Annotated in this window: 16 protein-coding genes; 4 read left to right on the top strand and 12 right to left on the bottom strand. The window is 28.6% G+C overall.

The features are described 5' to 3' along the window. Positions 1 to 8 precede the first annotated feature (8 nt). The 3 genes from B3086_RS13490 to B3086_RS13480 are packed head-to-tail and all read right to left on the bottom strand — an operon-like array spanning position 9 to position 2,028. Entirely contained in the window at positions 9 to 773 is a 765-nt protein-coding gene (locus B3086_RS13490) for a hypothetical protein (RefSeq protein WP_346846974.1), read from the bottom strand. A 10-nt stretch (positions 774 to 783) separates the two neighbouring features. After that, entirely contained in the window at positions 784 to 1,002 is a 219-nt protein-coding gene (locus tag B3086_RS13485; protein WP_346846973.1) for a hypothetical protein, read from the bottom strand. 12 nt (positions 1,003 to 1,014) lie between these two features. Continuing rightward, positions 1,015 to 2,028, bottom strand: coding sequence for a CotS family spore coat protein (locus B3086_RS13480; protein ID WP_346879776.1), 1,014 nt, complete (start codon positions 2,026 to 2,028; stop codon positions 1,015 to 1,017). A gap of 136 nt (positions 2,029 to 2,164) precedes the next feature. On the opposite strand from B3086_RS13480, the gene B3086_RS13475 reads away from it, so the two are divergent. Then, on the top strand, positions 2,165 to 3,298 hold the full coding sequence (locus tag B3086_RS13475; protein WP_346877511.1) for a glycosyltransferase family 4 protein: 1,134 nt from the start codon (positions 2,165 to 2,167) through the stop codon (positions 3,296 to 3,298). A 170-nt stretch (positions 3,299 to 3,468) separates the two neighbouring features. On the opposite strand, the gene B3086_RS13470 is transcribed toward B3086_RS13475, so the two are convergent. After that, positions 3,469 to 4,536: a mannose-1-phosphate guanylyltransferase gene (locus B3086_RS13470; RefSeq protein WP_346846970.1), complete on the bottom strand. Its 1,068-nt coding sequence runs from the start codon at positions 4,534 to 4,536 to the stop codon at positions 3,469 to 3,471. Positions 4,537 to 4,767: 231 nt separating this feature from the next. Here B3086_RS13470 and B3086_RS13465 point away from each other — a divergent pair, with 231 nt between their 5' ends. From B3086_RS13465 to B3086_RS13455, 3 genes are all read left to right on the top strand, one after another. Next, on the top strand, positions 4,768 to 5,880 hold the full coding sequence (locus B3086_RS13465) for an LCP family protein (protein WP_346846969.1): 1,113 nt from the start codon (positions 4,768 to 4,770) through the stop codon (positions 5,878 to 5,880). A 198-nt stretch (positions 5,881 to 6,078) separates the two neighbouring features. Continuing rightward, on the top strand, positions 6,079 to 7,392 hold the full coding sequence (locus B3086_RS13460; protein WP_346877510.1) for an LCP family protein: 1,314 nt from the start codon (positions 6,079 to 6,081) through the stop codon (positions 7,390 to 7,392). 14 nt (positions 7,393 to 7,406) lie between these two features. After that, the gene (locus B3086_RS13455; protein ID WP_346879777.1) at positions 7,407 to 8,369 is read left to right on the top strand and encodes an LCP family protein; all 963 of its coding nucleotides are present in this window, start codon (positions 7,407 to 7,409) and stop codon (positions 8,367 to 8,369) included. A gap of 39 nt (positions 8,370 to 8,408) precedes the next feature. Here B3086_RS13455 and B3086_RS13450 read toward each other — a convergent pair whose 3' ends face one another. From B3086_RS13450 to B3086_RS13415, 8 genes are all read right to left on the bottom strand, one after another. Then, positions 8,409 to 10,142, bottom strand: a complete 1,734-nt coding sequence (locus tag B3086_RS13450) for a phospho-sugar mutase (RefSeq protein ID WP_346877508.1) — start codon at positions 10,140 to 10,142, stop codon at positions 8,409 to 8,411. A 32-nt stretch (positions 10,143 to 10,174) separates the two neighbouring features. Then, on the bottom strand, positions 10,175 to 11,641 hold the full coding sequence (locus tag B3086_RS13445; RefSeq protein ID WP_346877507.1) for a lipopolysaccharide biosynthesis protein: 1,467 nt from the start codon (positions 11,639 to 11,641) through the stop codon (positions 10,175 to 10,177). 11 nt (positions 11,642 to 11,652) lie between these two features. Continuing rightward, on the bottom strand, positions 11,653 to 12,393 hold the full coding sequence (locus B3086_RS13440; protein ID WP_346846964.1) for an N-acetyltransferase: 741 nt from the start codon (positions 12,391 to 12,393) through the stop codon (positions 11,653 to 11,655). A gap of 258 nt (positions 12,394 to 12,651) precedes the next feature. Further along, positions 12,652 to 12,882, bottom strand: a complete 231-nt coding sequence (gene dltC, locus B3086_RS13435) for a D-alanine--poly(phosphoribitol) ligase subunit DltC (RefSeq protein WP_346846963.1) — start codon at positions 12,880 to 12,882, stop codon at positions 12,652 to 12,654. An 87-nt stretch (positions 12,883 to 12,969) separates the two neighbouring features. Next, positions 12,970 to 14,130: a D-alanyl-lipoteichoic acid biosynthesis protein DltB gene (gene dltB / locus B3086_RS13430; protein ID WP_346878117.1), complete on the bottom strand. Its 1,161-nt coding sequence runs from the start codon at positions 14,128 to 14,130 to the stop codon at positions 12,970 to 12,972. Beyond that, positions 14,130 to 15,644, bottom strand: a complete 1,515-nt coding sequence (dltA, locus tag B3086_RS13425; RefSeq protein ID WP_346893633.1) for a D-alanine--poly(phosphoribitol) ligase subunit DltA — start codon at positions 15,642 to 15,644, stop codon at positions 14,130 to 14,132. Before dltA ends, dltB begins: the two co-directional genes overlap by 1 nt. 19 nt (positions 15,645 to 15,663) lie before the next feature. Continuing rightward, positions 15,664 to 16,848: a D-alanyl-lipoteichoic acid biosynthesis protein DltD gene (gene dltD / locus B3086_RS13420; RefSeq protein ID WP_346846961.1), complete on the bottom strand. Its 1,185-nt coding sequence runs from the start codon at positions 16,846 to 16,848 to the stop codon at positions 15,664 to 15,666. Between the two features lie 12 nt (positions 16,849 to 16,860). Next, on the bottom strand, positions 16,861 to 17,004 hold the full coding sequence (locus tag B3086_RS13415) for a hypothetical protein (protein WP_346846960.1): 144 nt from the start codon (positions 17,002 to 17,004) through the stop codon (positions 16,861 to 16,863). Between the last annotated feature and the right edge of the window lie 238 nt (positions 17,005 to 17,242).

The following is a 17,242-nucleotide window of genomic DNA, read 5'->3' as shown; positions in this document are numbered from 1 at the left end:
TCACCTCCTTATATTAAAGACATTTCATCCTCTTTAATACCATTTAATAACCTTCTTATATACTCCTCTTCATTCCAACTTTTTTTATTCTTCTTATATTTCTCATATATCTTAATAAATTCATAGGGATAAGATAACAGTGCTCTAATGAATACTTTACTACTTTCACCCAATCCTTCTAACTTACAAAATTCATCTATACACTTATTAAAATCCACCTTAAATCCCTTTCTCTTAAGCTTTACTAAAAAATAATAGCAATCCATCTCTACCATGTTATATGCTATGTCATCGAAATTTACAATTTCTATGGTTTCACTTTTTCCTAGATTATCAAAATCTACATTAGTTAAACATATCTCCACATTATCCATACTTCTTGCAACTAACTCCATATAGTCATTATTCATTATGGTATCAATAACCTTTTCACCCCTAGCTAAAACTCTGTCTCCTCTTTCTAAAACTATCTCTTCTACTCTATCTATTGGTCCATTTTCTTTAATTTTTTCTAGGCTACGCCTAAATTTTTTAAGCTGAATTTTATCATCTTCAATGAGTTTACAAGTGTGATTATTTATTCTTTTTCTTAAATATCCATTAAAGCCACAAGATAACTTATGGACTTCATTTATAATGTTAATTTGGTTTATTACTTTTTCCTCTAATATGCGTCTACTTAAGGTCTCATTGCTTTTCAGCATAAAATTTACTTTTTTAACACCCTTAGTACATAAATATTGCTGAAAGCTATCATAAAAAAATCTATTCATTTTAACACCTCTACTTACGTTTATTTTTTTCTACTTTATTTATCTTCTTCAGTATTTCTTCTTTCTCCATTTCAAGCTCCATCATCTTCTTTTTTCTTTTTTTTATTTTCTTTAATTCTTTAACGTAAGCTTCCATATCCTCTAATCTTTTATCATAATCCTCTATGGTTTTTAGTTCTTCCAGCTCTTCAATAAATTCATCATAATTTTTGTTTTCATTCTTACTCACATAACCCCCTCCTTAAAGATTATCTAACTTAAATTCTCTAAAGCTATTTATAAATTCCTGTCTTTCTTCTCTGTCATCGTCATAGGCTTTTAATTTTCTTAAAAAGAAATCCTCTCCCCACATTTTTTTCTCCCAATAATATTGAATACCTCGTTGCCAATAATCTTGAGGAAATTCCATAAATGCAGCCATGATTTTAATATCATCTTGTTCTAACCTATGGGTTGATTTATAAGCTTTTAATATAATTTTTACTCTTTCTTCATTCCATCTTCCATACTTCATAGCCCTAATTAAAAGGCTAGATAAGTCATGTAAATGTGTATCTAAAATACAATAGTCAAAATCAATGATATTAACCTTATTATCCTTGCCTATTAATACATTGTGGTTGGCATAATCGTGATGACAAAACCCCCATAGCCTTATCTCATCAAGGATCTTAATTTCATAATTTGTATCACAAAGATTATTAATTGCTCTGTCACATCTCTGAAGCTCCTCTTTCATCATACTTAAATAGTACAAGTCAACATCTGTCTTTTTGTCTCTTCTATCTATAATATCTTTGAAGCTCAATATTTCTCCCTTTCTTGTCCTATACACTTCTATCCACTTAAACCAACCAACTCTAGGTTTCATATCTCTACTTACTATAAATCCTTCACTACATTTATGAAGCTGTCCTAATTTTTTAGCAGCTATAGAAAGTTCAATGGGATTTTCATAAGAACTCTCCCGCCCATTAAGCCATGGCGTTACATAGGCAAAGTTCTCATGGAATTTTATATAATCCATCCCTCTTGTTGTTCTTATTATGTTTGGTACATACTGAAATCCATTGCTATCTAGATGTTTCATAGCTCCTAATATGAATAAAAAATGTGGAAGTTCATATTTTACTACCTTTAGACAATATATCTGTTTACCTGCCTCTACTCTATAAACGCTTTTTATTTTTTCTATAGAAGTTAGTCCAATGTTATATTCTTTTTTCAATATTTCTGATATCTCTAAATCTTTCAAAAAAACCTCCTCCATAAACCTTCTATAGGTAATATATGATAACTCCAATAAATGTGTGTTTAGTTTTCAAGTATTTGTAACACTTATTTATTCCCTGATTAATATGTAATATATGGTTTTAAAAGGAGTGAAATTTATGAAGTTAGCCATAGATGGTAGAGGCATAAACTGGTATAACGGAAGTGGTATAGGAACATATACAGAAAACCTTTTGAAAAACTTACTTAACATAGATAGAAATAATTTTTATCAAATTTATTGGTCTGGTGAAAACTATGAAAGTTATCAAAAGGAAAATACTAATTTAGTTATGTGCTCAAAAAAATATCAAAGATTCTTTCAGGATAATTTTTTCCCTGAAGACTTAAAAAGAGAAAATATAGATTTATATCATATTCCACAAAATGGTATAGGGTTGACTCCTGAAGTTCATTGCAAAACAGTAGTTACAATTCACGATTTAATTCCCTATATAATGCCTGAAACTGTAGGCAGAGGCTACTTATTAAAATTTTTGAAAGAGATGCCTTATATCGCAGAAGCTAGTAACGGAATTATTACAGTATCAGAATACTCAAAACAAGATATATTAAGATTTTTCCCAATAGATGAGAGTAAAGTATTTGTTACTCCCTTAGCTGCCGATAAAAAATATATGCCCTTAGACAAAGAGCTGTGCAAAAATATAATAAAAGAAAAATATGATATAGATAAACCTTTCATTCTTTATGTTGGGGGTTTTAGTAAAAGAAAAAATGTATATTCCCTTATAAGTACCTTTAGTAAATTAGTAAACCATATGGATAAAGAATATAATTTAGTAATTGTAGGCTCCTATAGAGATGAATCTCAGGAGCTAGTAAAATTAGTTGATAAACTTAATATGAAACGATATATAAAATTTACAGGTTTTGCACCTGATGAAGATTTGCCTATTTATTACAATGCCTGTGAATGCTTTGCATATCCTTCATTATATGAAGGTTTTGGATTACCACCACTTGAAGCAATGAGTTGCGGTACCCCAGTAATTTCTTCAAATACAACCTCTATCCCAGAAGTAGTTGGACATAGTGGTATTCTAATTGATCCACATAGTGATAAAGCTCTTTTAGATGCCATGGAACTTATGCTTGGTAGTGAAACCCTTCGAAATGAATTTAGCAAAATATCACTTTTAAGAGCAAAGGAATTTTCTTGGGGAAATACAGCTATGAAAACTTTAGATATCTATAATGAAATCTATAAGAGAGCCCTGGAAGAAAGGTGATGCTCTTCTAGATGACTTTATTTTAAATATATATTTTCCGTTCTCATTGAAACATATAAAACCCTACAGTCAATATACACTGTAGGGTTTTATATGTTTGAAAAGATTTAATTATTAAGCTTAGTTTTAGTAAGATATTATTCTCCTCTAAAACTAAGCTTAAATTCATATTACAAGAACTCTTCTAATTCCTTTTCTTCCTTCATTTCATTAATCAGATGCTTTAACTCTTGATCCTTATTTTTATCCATTACTAAAATAACATCCCCTGCATCTACAATAACTAAGTCTTTAATTCCAAAACCTATAATTAGATTTTTCTGTCCAAATACTGCACAGTTCTCACTGGAATTTAAGTATGCAGAACCAACTATCCTATTACCATTGTGTTCATCTAAAAATCTAGTTAAGGATGCAAAACTTCCAATATCATCCCACTGAAATTCACTTTTTATTACATATCCTTTTCTAGTTTTCTGCATTATTCCAAAATCAACTGAGATACCATCGATTATCTTATATTCTCTCTCTATAACTTCTTCTTCATCCTCTTCTCCAACATGTTTATAAATTTCACTTACAGAGCTATACATCTTTGGTAAGTACTTTTGCATTTCTCTTAGAAATACATCCGCTCTCCATACAAACATTCCAGAGTTCCATAGATAGGTACCTTTTAAAATAAAATCCTTAGCCACATCTATATTGGGCTTTTCTGTAAATCTAGCTACCTTATAAGTTTTCATAGAGCTTACCACTGGGTCTCCCATTTCAATATATCCATAACCTGTTTCTGGCCTACTAGGCTCAATGCCTATAGTTATAAGCCCTCTTCTTTTTTCTGCAAGCTCTACTGCATTCCTCAAGGTATCTATAAATTCCTTTTCTCCCTCTATATAATGGTCAGATGGTAACACTACCATAACAGCATCCTTATCTCTCTTTAACAGCTTGGCTGCTGCAAGACCTATGCAAGTAGCAGTTTCTTTATTGCTAGGCTCTATAAATATATTTTCTTTATTTAGTTGAGATAATTCTCCATGAATTTTTTCAATATATTCTTTATTAGTAACTACAAATATATTTTCTTTATTTATTAAAGGTTCTATCCTTTTTACTGTATTAGTCAAAAAACTATCTTCATTGAAAACTTTTAAAAACTGCTTGGGATTATTAGAGCGAGACAGTGGATACAACCTTGTACCTTTGCCTCCTGCCAAAATTAACGCGTATAACACAAGTATCACCTTTTATATTGCTTATTTTCATAATATGAACTTTAAAAGAAATTTGTGAAGAATAAAAACTTCTTTTGATATACCATTATAAGAAATTTTATCGTATAATTATAGAATAGTTTATGGAATAAATTTAATTTTGTAATACTTTTGTAATCTCTATATATACCATAGTTGTTAATATATAATTGACATCTAGTATAAAAAATACTTAGAAAGGGTGGTTTTACATTGGGTGATGATAAGACTTCTATTAATAGAAGAACCACTGTCAATAAAACAGCATCTATAGATGCTAAAAAAAATAGCTTAAAGAAAAAAAGAGCAAAGCAACGTAAACGACGAAGAATTATATCCATTACAATAATCTCATTAATTATATTACTTATTATATTCTTAGTAAGTATAAATTCTACTCTAGGTAGAATGAAGCGTACTACAATCAATGATGACAATTTAGAAATTAGTGATAAATTTAAAGAGGGCAATAATAATTATATTCCATTTGAAGGAATTATAAATATAGCACTATTTGGAATAGATAAAGAAGAAGATAATATTCAGCGTTCTGATGCCATAATGGTAGGTACACTAGATACCACAACTAATAAAATTAAAGTTACTTCATTTATGAGAGATACCTATGTTAATATTCCAGAGTATGGTTATGATAAACTTAATCATGCTTATGCCTATGGTGGACCTGAACTTGCTATATCTACTCTAAATAAAAACTTCGATCTTAATATAACAGATTATGTTACTGTAAACTTTGAAGAATTGCAACAAATTATTGATGCTATCGGTGGTATTGATATGAGTCTTGATGCAAGCGAAATTAAAGTTCTAAATGAATATCTAGATTACTTAAATGACTTCTACAAAAAACCTATCAAAAATGTTTATGTTAGTAAAAATGGGAAAGTTCATTTAACTGGATTTGAAGCACTTGCTTACACTCGCAACAGAAGTACAAATGGTGGTGACTTTGATAGAACTGCTAGACAGAGGCACGTTATGGAGGAAATGTTTAATAAAATCTCTAGTTCCGGTGTAGCAAAATTAACTTCTATGATAAATAAACTTCTACCACTTGTTGAAACTAGCTTATCTAACTCTGAAATTGTAAATCTCAGCACGCAAGTACTAACCCTCGGAAACTATAATATTGAACAAGAAAGATTCCCCAGAAATGGATATTGTGAAGATTCTTATATTAATGGTATTTTTTATCTATGTTATAATGAAAATATAACAAAAGAACAAGTTTACGAATATATTTTCCATGACAATAAAATGTGGGATTCACTTAATAATAATAAAGACGCTAATGATAATAACTAATATTATTCTGTAAACTGTTTGACATTAAATCCCACCTACCAATATATACGTTTCATGTAATTTTATTTGAATTATTTCGAACTATCTACTTAATTGTTATTTTTTACAACAATTGAGTGGATGCCAACTTATTTTATTATATATTTAATTTTAATGTTTATATAATTAAATATAAATTCAACTTAGGATGTGATAATTTTGGAAGATTTAAAAAATAAAGAAAAAATGAGAAAAAAAAGAAGAAAAAAGCATTTACCAATAAAGATATTTATCGCTTTGGTAATAGCACTTGTTTTATTATTAGTTACTGGGTGGTTATATGGAAATAATCTACTGTCTAAAATAAAAAGAACTGAAATTAATGAAAATGATCTTGGAATAAAAGATGAAGTTAATGAAAAAATTCAAACTAATAATATTAAAGATATAGTTAATATAGCAATTCTAGGAGTAGATGAATCTGAGAATGATGCAGGTCGTTCTGATGCAACTATGATAGCAACCTTTGACCCTATTCATAAGAAATTAAAGATTACATCCATAATGAGAGACACCTATGCAGATATACCTGGTTATGGAAAAGATAAACTCAATCATGCCTATGCTTACGGTGGTCCTCAACTTTCAATAAAAACTCTAAATCAAGATTTTGGACTTAATATTAAAGATTATGTGAAAATTAATTTTGAAGAGCTCGAAGGACTTATAGATGCTATCGGCGGTATTGATATGAAAATGGAATATATGGAGAAGTACGAAGTTAATAACTATATAGAACGTTACTCTGAAGCCAGAAATATTACAGAGGAAAAACTAGTTATGGATGAGAAAACCGGAAAATATCATCTAACTGGATTCCAAACTCTGGGTTATTGCAGAATTAGAAGTATTGGTAATGGTGACTTTGATAGAACAGAAAGACATCGTAAGATTATGACTGAAATGTTTAATAAAATCTCTAAAGCCGGCACTGCAGAGCTTGCTTCCATGGCAACCAAACTATTGCCTTATGTAGAAACCAGTCTATCTAACAAAGAAATAATTAATCTAGCTACAAATGTACTTAACCTAGGAACTAAAAATATAGAACAAGAAAGATTCCCAAGAGATGAATATACTCATAACTCAAAAATTAATGATATATTCTACTTATGCTATGATGAAGATTATACCGAGGAGCAAATTCATGAATATATTTTTAATGATAGAAAAATGTGGCTAGAACCTAACCCAAAGGTATATAATCACGATGCTGAACACTCACATGGTAATGAAATATCAGATTATCAGAATACAAATACCGAAACTATAGCTCCTAATACCAATGTGGAAACAGAGGCTCCTACTCCGAGTAACAATGGCAATACTATTGAAAATAACACTAATGATACAGGTAACTCCTCAAATGGTGATGGTTCCAATAATGTTGATAACACTGAAGGTGAAAGAACATCTACAGATACCCCAGTGGAACCACCTACAGAAGGTACTGACCAAACAACTAATCCTTAATGGGAGGAAAATTTATGAATAAAGATAAAAAAATAAAGTCTAAAAAAAAATCTAAAGGATTAACCACTGGCAAAAAGGTACTTATTATAATAGCAACGATCTTAATATTTTCCTTATCAGCTTTAGGTAGCTATTTACTATCTATGGTTGGTAAATTAAACAATGTTGGTTTAGATGATTCAGACTTAGGAATAGAAAAATCTAAGAATACATCCTCTAAAATTAAAAATATAGTTTTATTTGGTATTGACCAAACTGAGGGAGATATTGGACGTTCAGATGCAATAATAATTGCTACTGTTGATTCTCTTCATAAAAAATTAAAGTTAACCTCTATATCAAGAGATAGTTATGTTAATATAGAAGGTCATGGATATGATAAATTAAACCACGCTTATGCTTATGGTCAAGAGGAACTTGCTATAAAAACTATTAATCAAACCTTTGGTTTAGATATTACAGACTATGCAAAAGTTAATTTTAACAACCTTAAAGATATTATAGATACTTTAGGTGGCATAGATATTACTGTAGAAGATTCTGAACTAGGGGATTTAAACGGAGTAATTTCAACTTCTGGTAGACAACATGTAAATGGAACTCAAGCCTTAGCATACTCTAGAATAAGAAAAAATAGTGGTGGCGATGATAGTAGAACTGAAAGACAAAGAATGTTACTTACAGAAATATTTAACAAAGTATCTACTGTAGGCATTCTTAAATTACCTTCGATGGTTAATGATATATTACCTCATGTTCAAACTAGTCTTTCAACTTCTGAAGTTTTAAGTCTGGGAACTAAGGTATTAACCTCTGGAATCACTGATATAGAACAACTAAGATTCCCACTTGCAGAACATAGTAAAGGTGATAAAATAAACAATATATATTATACTACCTTTGATGAAGAAATTACAAAAGAACAAATACAAAAATATATATATGAAGATATAAAGCCAGAAACATCTTCTAATTAATAAGAGCTACATGGATTAAATTCCATGTAGCTCTTGCTTTTATTGTGGTAAAAACTCTTTTATACTATTTAAAACAGCATCTTCTAATTTTAATAAATTCCTATCTGAAACTTCATTGTTCTCCCCAGTTACACCTAAGTATATTTTCATCTTAGGTTCTGTTCCTGATGGTCTTACTACAAAATAGCATCCATTGTAGAAGATGAATTTAATAACATTTGACTTTGGTAAATTTATAACTTCTTTACTAGAATCTTCAACATTAATCCTATAACTTAGTTTATAGTCTTCCTTAACAGATATTTCATAATCTCCAAAACTTCTTATATTCTCACTTCTGAAATACTCAATTATCTCTTTAATTTTTTCTTGACCATCCTTACCTTTTAGCTCTATGGATATTAACTTTTCTTTATAATATCCATAACTTTCATATAGTTCTATTAATCCTTCATATAAAGTCTTACCTATGGATTTATAATAAAGAGTCATTTCACATATTAAAGCTGCTGCTATAACTGCATCCTTATCTCTAACGAAATCCCCTGCTAAATATCCATAACTTTCTTCAAATCCTAATAAGAATTTATTATTACATGGAGCTTTTTCAAAGTTTCCAATAAGCTCTCCTATATACTTAAACCCTGTTAGAACTTCCTTAATCTGAACGTGAAATTTCTTGCATATAGGTTTTATCATATCTGTGGAAACTATAGTTTTAATTATAGTGCCTTTAGAATCTAAATTTCTTGTTTCTCTTAAGGATGATACTATATAATTAGTTAATAATACTCCTACTTGATTACCCGTAAGAACTCTATACTCTCCTTTATTATCCTTCACCACAGCCCCTATTCTATCGCAATCAGGGTCTGTACCAAGAATTATATCAGGATCAAAATCCCTTGCCATTTCTAAAGCTAGCTTAAATACTTTACTATCCTCTGGATTTGGATATGGTGCTGTTGGGAAAGCTCCATCTGGTAGTTCTTGTTCCTTAACTACTGCTACATTCTTATAATACAGTTCATCTAGTACTCTTCTTACAGGAATATTGCCAGTACCATGAATAGGAGTATATATTATTTTGAGATCCTTACCATGATTTTTTACTAGCTCTTTTCTTATGGTAAGCTCCTTAACTCTTTCTATATATGAAGTATATATTTCTTCCCCTATATAGTTAACTATTTTTTTTTCAACTGCTTCCTTAGTATCCATTACTGTAACCTGAGCAAAGGAATCAATATTATTTACAAAGGTTATAATTTCATTAGCTGATTCATCTGTAACTTGACATCCATCATCACCATAGACTTTATATCCATTATACTCTTTAGGATTATGTGAAGCTGTTAATACTATACCACCTTGACAGTTTAACTCTCTTACAGCATAAGAAAGCATAGGGGTAGGAGTAAGCCTATCATATAAATATACTTTTATTCCATTACCAGCTAAAACCCTGGCAGCATACTCTGAAAACTCCTTAGACATATGACGAGAATCATACGCTATTGCAACCTTTGGAGAAGTATATTTATCGTTTAAATAATTAGCAAATCCTTGTGTTGCCTTTCCTACAGTATATATATTTAACCTATTACTCCCTGCTCCAATTATTCCTCTTAATCCTCCTGTTCCAAACTCTAGATCTTTATAAAATCTATCTTCTAGTTCAGTTTCATCAATAATGTTTTTTAATTCTGCTCTAGTTTCATCATCAATTTCAGGTGAATTAACCCATAAATTATATTTATCTCTATAATTCAATTATACCCCTCCCTATTATATATTTTACGTTCCTATACTTTTATTTTTTTGTCTTTAAATATCATATCTTTCATACTTTTAATAGTATTTCTATATAAGAATAAAACTATTAATATAACTATAACTCCAATAATTACTGTAATAATAGAAAATTCCATAAAACTTGAATGTAAAGCAAGAATTGATATAGCTAATATAGATTTTGAGGTTCTCCCTATACTATAATCTACCTTATAAAGTCTTCTAGATATTAAAGTTCTTGCATAATAAAATACTATATATGCAATTCCTGTAGAAATACCAGCCCCCTTAACTCCTAACATTGGTACCAAAATACTATTTCCTATAACGTTAAATAGACAAGCTATTGAAGCTATTATTATGTGATATTTAGGTTTCTTTTTAAAATTTATACCTCCTACTGATACCTCTGACATTGTGTATAATACAGGCATAAATACTAAAAATGGCATTATGTAAGATGCAGATCTATACTTATATCCTAAAAGCAATACAATTACATCTTTAAACAATATTAGACCGATTCCCACTCCAAACATAAAAAAACTAACTATATCATTGATATTTGAAAAAAACTTTGTATCCTCTGGAGCTTTTTCGTACTTTTCAAAAGCCACTGGTATCCAAAAGGTTGCAAATGATGTCTGTAATATGTTTAATATGGCTATTATACTATTAGCTGAGCTATATATTCCAACTTCATAATCACCGTAAAAAGCTTTTATTGCCATCTTATCAGCAGATTGGAATAACCATGTAACCAATACTGTAAAAATTAATGGTATTCCGTATTTTAAGATATCTAATTGGGAATTTTTAAGTTTTTTATCTTTAATGTTCTTAAAGTTCCAACTATCTCTCTCAGTAAATATAGATATACCTGCTACTACAACATTAGAAATCAAGGTTGCATAAGCAAGAGTTAAGAAACTATTATTATATATCATAAAGAACAATGCTATAGACATAAGATAACTAAGTTTTTGCATTACCTGTAGCATAGAATATAGTCTTCCCTTTTGCTTCATTCTTACTGTCAAAAGTGAAAATCTGCTTATAGAAGCTAAAGTTATATTTAATATAAGTAATATTATAAAATTTGGATTATATTCAGATATTATATACTTTGATATAGGAATTTTAAATATAATTATTATAATTGATATTAATATATTTAATAAAAAAGGAATCTTTATACTTTCAAATAATAATTTATTTCTATTTACTTCATCCTCTTCATAAAAAAATCTTACATAAGATTGGTCTAATCCACAGGTTATAATTAACATAAGTATACTAGCATATAAATTGAACATTCCAAACTTACCATATTCCACAGGGTCTATTATCCTAGTTATAATTGGAGATGATATAAGTCCTATGATTAATACTAGCCAATTCCCTACAGAGAAAGATATAAACTTTCCAAGTAAAGAATTCTTTTTTATACCACTTAATTTTAAATTTAAATTACTCATAATTTTTAAACCTACTGATTCTCTAGAAGTTGATCCCCTGGTACATCTCTTAAAACTTTTGCTGGACTTCCAACTACTACTTTTCTAGCTGGTACATCCTTTGTAACTAAAGACCCCGCTGCTGCAAATCCTTCCTCTTCTACAATCTTACCTGGAAGTACTACTGCTCCAGCTCCAAGTCTACCACCATTTTTAATTGTAATACCTTTGAACTTTCCAAATCTCTCCTTTGAACGGGCTGCATAATTATCATTCGAAGTTACAACACAAGGTGCTATAAATACATAATCCTCCACAGTAGAATATGCAGTTAAATATACATTAGTTTGAATCTTACAATTTGATCCCACAACGCAGAAGTTTTCTACAGTTGAGCCTCTTCCTATAACTGTTTTTTCTCCTATAGTTACATTTTCTCTTATAGTTGCCATGTCTGCAATTAATGTTTTATCTCCTATGATTGCTCCTCTATAAATTATAGTAGTAGCACCGATTAAACACCCTTCTCCTATGGTGCAGTTTGGTAACTTCTCTTCATCTTTAAATATACTGTTTATTCCCCTCATCGGAGTTTTACCTATAACAGTATTATCATCTATCCTAACATTATCTTTTATTATAGTATCCTCATGAATAACTACATTATGACCAATAATGCAGTTATCTCCTATAGTAACGTTATCTTCAATAACTGTAAATTTTCCTACCTTAACATTGGTACCAATGGTGGCTTTTTCCGATATATAATTCATAAATTACACTTCCTTTTTTTCTTTTAATTGATTTATATTGTCTTATGAATCATAAGCTTTGATACAAATCCATATATAACCTATTATGCACTCTATTTCTTATTCCTATCTAACAGATATATTATATCCTATTTCACAATTATGTTCTATAAAAATAAAACTCATCTCTATTTATATAAATAGAGAATGCTAAGATATTTTAATATACATTAACATTCTCTACTTATAAAACCTTTATATTTATGTTGATATTTTATATTAAACTCTACTACTTAGAAATGCACTCAAATTATTAGTAGTAGCCATATCTTTTCTTTCTAAATCTGTTGGTTGAAGCTTAATACCAAATACCTCTTCTATTTTTAGTAACACTTCTATAATTCCTAATGAATCTAATAATCCAGCCTCAAATAAATCTAAGTCTAAATCCTCTCTTATTTCATCAGTTCCAGTTACTTCTTCAAATATATCTAATACCTTTTCTTTCATTTAATTTTCCTCCTAAAACTTAATTTATCTAATTTTATTATACATTCTATATATTATATATTTATCAATATTATTAAATTTTTATCTTTATTTATGAGTAAATAAGTACCCTGAGAATAACAATAATCCAAAAGAAGCTACATGGAAATTAATTAAAACCTGAACTCTTTGAAACCATTTCTCTTTTTTATGTTTTTTATAAAACTTAGATTTTCTTTGTAATATATCTGTAAGTACCAAAACACTACCTTGATATATTCCATATATTATATAGAATACTTCTAATCCATGCCAAACTCCCATTATAAGCATAGTTATCATTTGAGCAAAATGAGATGCCCTAAATCTATCTTTAAATCTTTTCTTTCTCATAGAGTTTAAAAGAATTCTAGAGTATAGATAATCTCCAAACCACCTTGAAAGAGATATATGCCATCTTGTCCAAAACTCCTTCATATCCTTACTAAGAAATGGTTTGTCAAAATTCTCTGGTGTTTTAATACCAATAATATAGCTTGTACCCACTGCGAAAGAGCTATATCCCGCAAAATCAAAGAATAAATATAAACTATAAGCATACATATAGTTCAAACTATTTAAGAATGTTATATCCGTTGGAATTTTACTCATCCATAGAGTATTTATAATATACGCTATTACAAACTTATATCCTACTCCCCTAATTATTCTTTTCAATCCTTCAAATAAGTAATTATTTATATAATCCTCTTTCTCTATTTTAGTATTTATATTTTCTTCAAACCTTCTATACCTATCAATGGGACCTGAACTTAATGTTGGGAAAAATATAATAAAATATACTAAAGTAGAAAACTTAATTCCTTTTATAGTCCCATCATATATCTCTATAATTATCTGTATAGCCTTAAAGTTCAAATAAGATAATCCAATAAATCCTATAGGCCCATAGATTGATTTAACTGATACCTTTGTTATTATTATTGGTAACATTGATAAAAATAGTACTAAGTAATATATAAATTTATTATCTGTTCTATCCCGTATCTCTAAGTATGAATTGATTAATATGATTTCTCCTAGTAAAAACATTATAAATAATACAATTCCTACTGACTTTACTCCTATAATCACTCCTACCATAAATATGGATAATAATATACCATAGGGTTTTATATTCTTGCCCTTTATACCCAAGACTATAGCTGGAATAAGTGATAATAATAGTATATACAGATAGAAATAATCTCCATACTGTGTTAACTTTATCATTTTATTTCCTCCATAAGTCTTTTTCTATCTATTTTCCCATTAGTATTTATAGGGAATTGTTTTATTATCTTAATATTTCTCGGAATCATATAAGATGGTATATACTGCTTTAATTCATCTTTTATTAATATAGAGTTTCTAAGATTACTTAATCCGTTATCTTCATTTAATGTAACTGCACCCATTATATGAGATATCTTGTCATCCTTATATATAGGAAATACTGCACAGTTATTAACAATATTTACTCTTCTTAAATTATTTTCTATGTCTTCAAGCTCTATTCTAAATCCATTTAGTTTTATTTGGAAATCCTTTCTTCCGCAATAATAAATCATATTACCATCATAGTAAGCTAAATCTCCAGTTCTATAACCTCTAAGTAGTTTACCTTCTATATCTTCGTTGAAAAATACCTTTTTAGTAATTTCCTCATTCTTAAAATATCCCTTACTTATGCTATTTCCAATAGCTAGTAATTCTCCTTTTTCTCCTTCTGTCACAGTATTACCATTTTCATCTACAATTTTAAGAATAGCACCCTCCATTGGATATCCTATTGGTATTTCTCTACTATCTTCAATCATTTCTTCATTTACATCAACTGCTGATAATAATACTGTTCCCTCAGTTGGACCATATCCATTTATTATCCTAGCTCCAGGAAATCTTAACATAAGTTCTCTTACTAGCTTCTTAGATAATACCTCTCCAGCAAATACGAATGTGTTTAGTTTAGGCATTAATTCCTTATTAAAATTACTGTCTTTAATACATATTTCAGCCAATGCAGGTGTAGAAACCCATATCTTTATGTTTGAAGTCTTTAAAGCATTAAATAATCGTTTAAAGTCCTCTAGTGTATCTTTTGATAAGCTAAATAATGTTTTACCACAAATCAACCCTAAATAAATTGGTATTACTGATACATCAAATGAATAAGATACTTGATTCATAATCACATCATTCTCTTTATTTATTTTAAGAAATTTTTCAAACCAATTTGTAAAAGAGTCTATATTATTTTTAGTTATCTGCACTCCTTTTGGTAAGCCTGTACTACCTGATGTAAATAATATATAGGCATTCTCATTTTCTTTTAGCCAATTATCCGGAGATACTATAGCTCCCTTATATCTTTTTATTTCTGTTAACATTTCTTCTTTACTAAAAACATTATCATTATCTATAAGACTATTTGTAAAATTTACTATAACTTTAGGATTCACCTCGTTTATTACCTGATTAACTCTTTCTATAGGAAACGTTACATCCAAAGGAACATATGCTCTACCAGATTTCAATGCTCCTACAATTAATACTAGTATAAGATTATCCTTATTACCGTAAATAACAATAGGTGACTTATCATCTCTATACTTTTCTATCATGTATGCTGCAAATTCATCAGAAAGCTTGTCTAGCTCTTCATATGTAAGTTTTTCTTCATCGCAAATAACTGCCATTTTTTTATCTATTGAATACTCTCTTATTTTAAGTAATAAATTCACTTTTGTTACCACCTTTATATTAATCTTTAAAATGATTACTCATTTCTTCTGATACATTTAGCCAGCCTTTCCATCCTAAATGCATTACATCAGTTAAATAATACTTTTCATATTCATGCTTTTGTAAGTTTAATACATCAAAATTATTATCTTTAGCTATACTTTCTAATTTATTATAAAACTGTGTTCTTTCCTCCTCTAAAATTCCTGTATAATCATAATACCAACCATTTACATTCATTAAAATTATATATGGTTTAATGCCTAAATCCTTACATACACTTAGTAGAAACTTAAAATCTTCAAATTCTGCTGAATCTAAAATATCTATATCTTTATATGCATTTTTAAGACTAGACTCTTTATCTTTTAAATATTTATTGTAATATTCATCAGATGCATTAAACATATTATTAGAAACCTTCTCCATACCCTGGCTCTCAGCAATTTTATACTGCTCCTTAAAGTCTATTGATTTTACAGTATTAACATTAGATTTGTCTGGTAGTGATTTCATCTCTTTTAAAAGAGCAATCTTATCTCTAGTTTCAAGTAACTTCTGTTTTGTTTTAAAATAAGGTAGAAGACAATTATATTTTACTTTATCAATGAAAGTTTCTCCTATAAATAATTCTGCATAGACTCTCTCCTCTTGATATATATCAGAGTCTTTTAACAAAGTAGCAACTCTCTTTGCTAAATATGTTTTATTTTCCTTTGATATTTTAGGATTATTTAGAAACTGATAGAATTGCAAATCAGAAAATAATGGAATAAATTTTTCACTACCTATGCCATCCTTATTCCAAAACCATTGTAGCGAAGCTACCAATGCTACCTTAGAATTATTATAATTGTCACCTCCACCTAGCATAATTGCATGTTGAAGATCTTGAACATGTGCACTTCCAAATATACTTATGTCATATTTACTATCATTAAACGGAAATAAGTTAACAGGATTTTGTGGAACAGGATTGTTTAATTCTGATGATCCCAATAGCATTAAATCATTGTTTTCTAAAGATATATCTCTAAATTCAACTCCATTTTTCTTAATATCTCCACCATAAGCATGCTTAATGGTTGCTAAATCTTTACTACTTTTTAATTGTTCAATTTCTCTGTTTACTATTAAATTAAATATAGAAATAAATATTATTGCTACTATTATTGGTATAACTATAATAAATGATTTTTTCATAACTTCCTCCTACTAGAACTGATTATAAATAAATGGTATTTCCTTAGCTTCTTGAAGTACATAAAGTAAATACGCGCTAATTAAGAATAAAGTTAACATAATCATTGCTAAGATCTCACCTTTATTTAATTTATACTTCTTAAAAAATTTCTTCATATTATCTACCACCTAATTTCCTATTTTATATGAATATATAAAATTATATTTTAATCAAGAATTATAAGTAATGTGTTTATCTAATTCCTTAAAACAATTTTACATACTTAGTATTTTACTACAATATATATAATATAATCAATATAATGTATTATTTTATAACTTTTAATAAATAAGATTTATTAACTTTATTAACAATATAAAAATTGACCTAAGACTAACTATCTTAAGCCAATTC

This window comes from Clostridium sp. UBA871 (genome assembly GCF_002295255.1).
Classification (GTDB): domain Bacteria; phylum Bacillota; class Clostridia; order Clostridiales; family Clostridiaceae; genus Clostridium_J; species Clostridium_J sulfidigenes.
The sequence above is the reverse complement of the archived record's forward strand: the minus strand, read 5'-3'. Positions and strand labels throughout refer to the sequence as shown.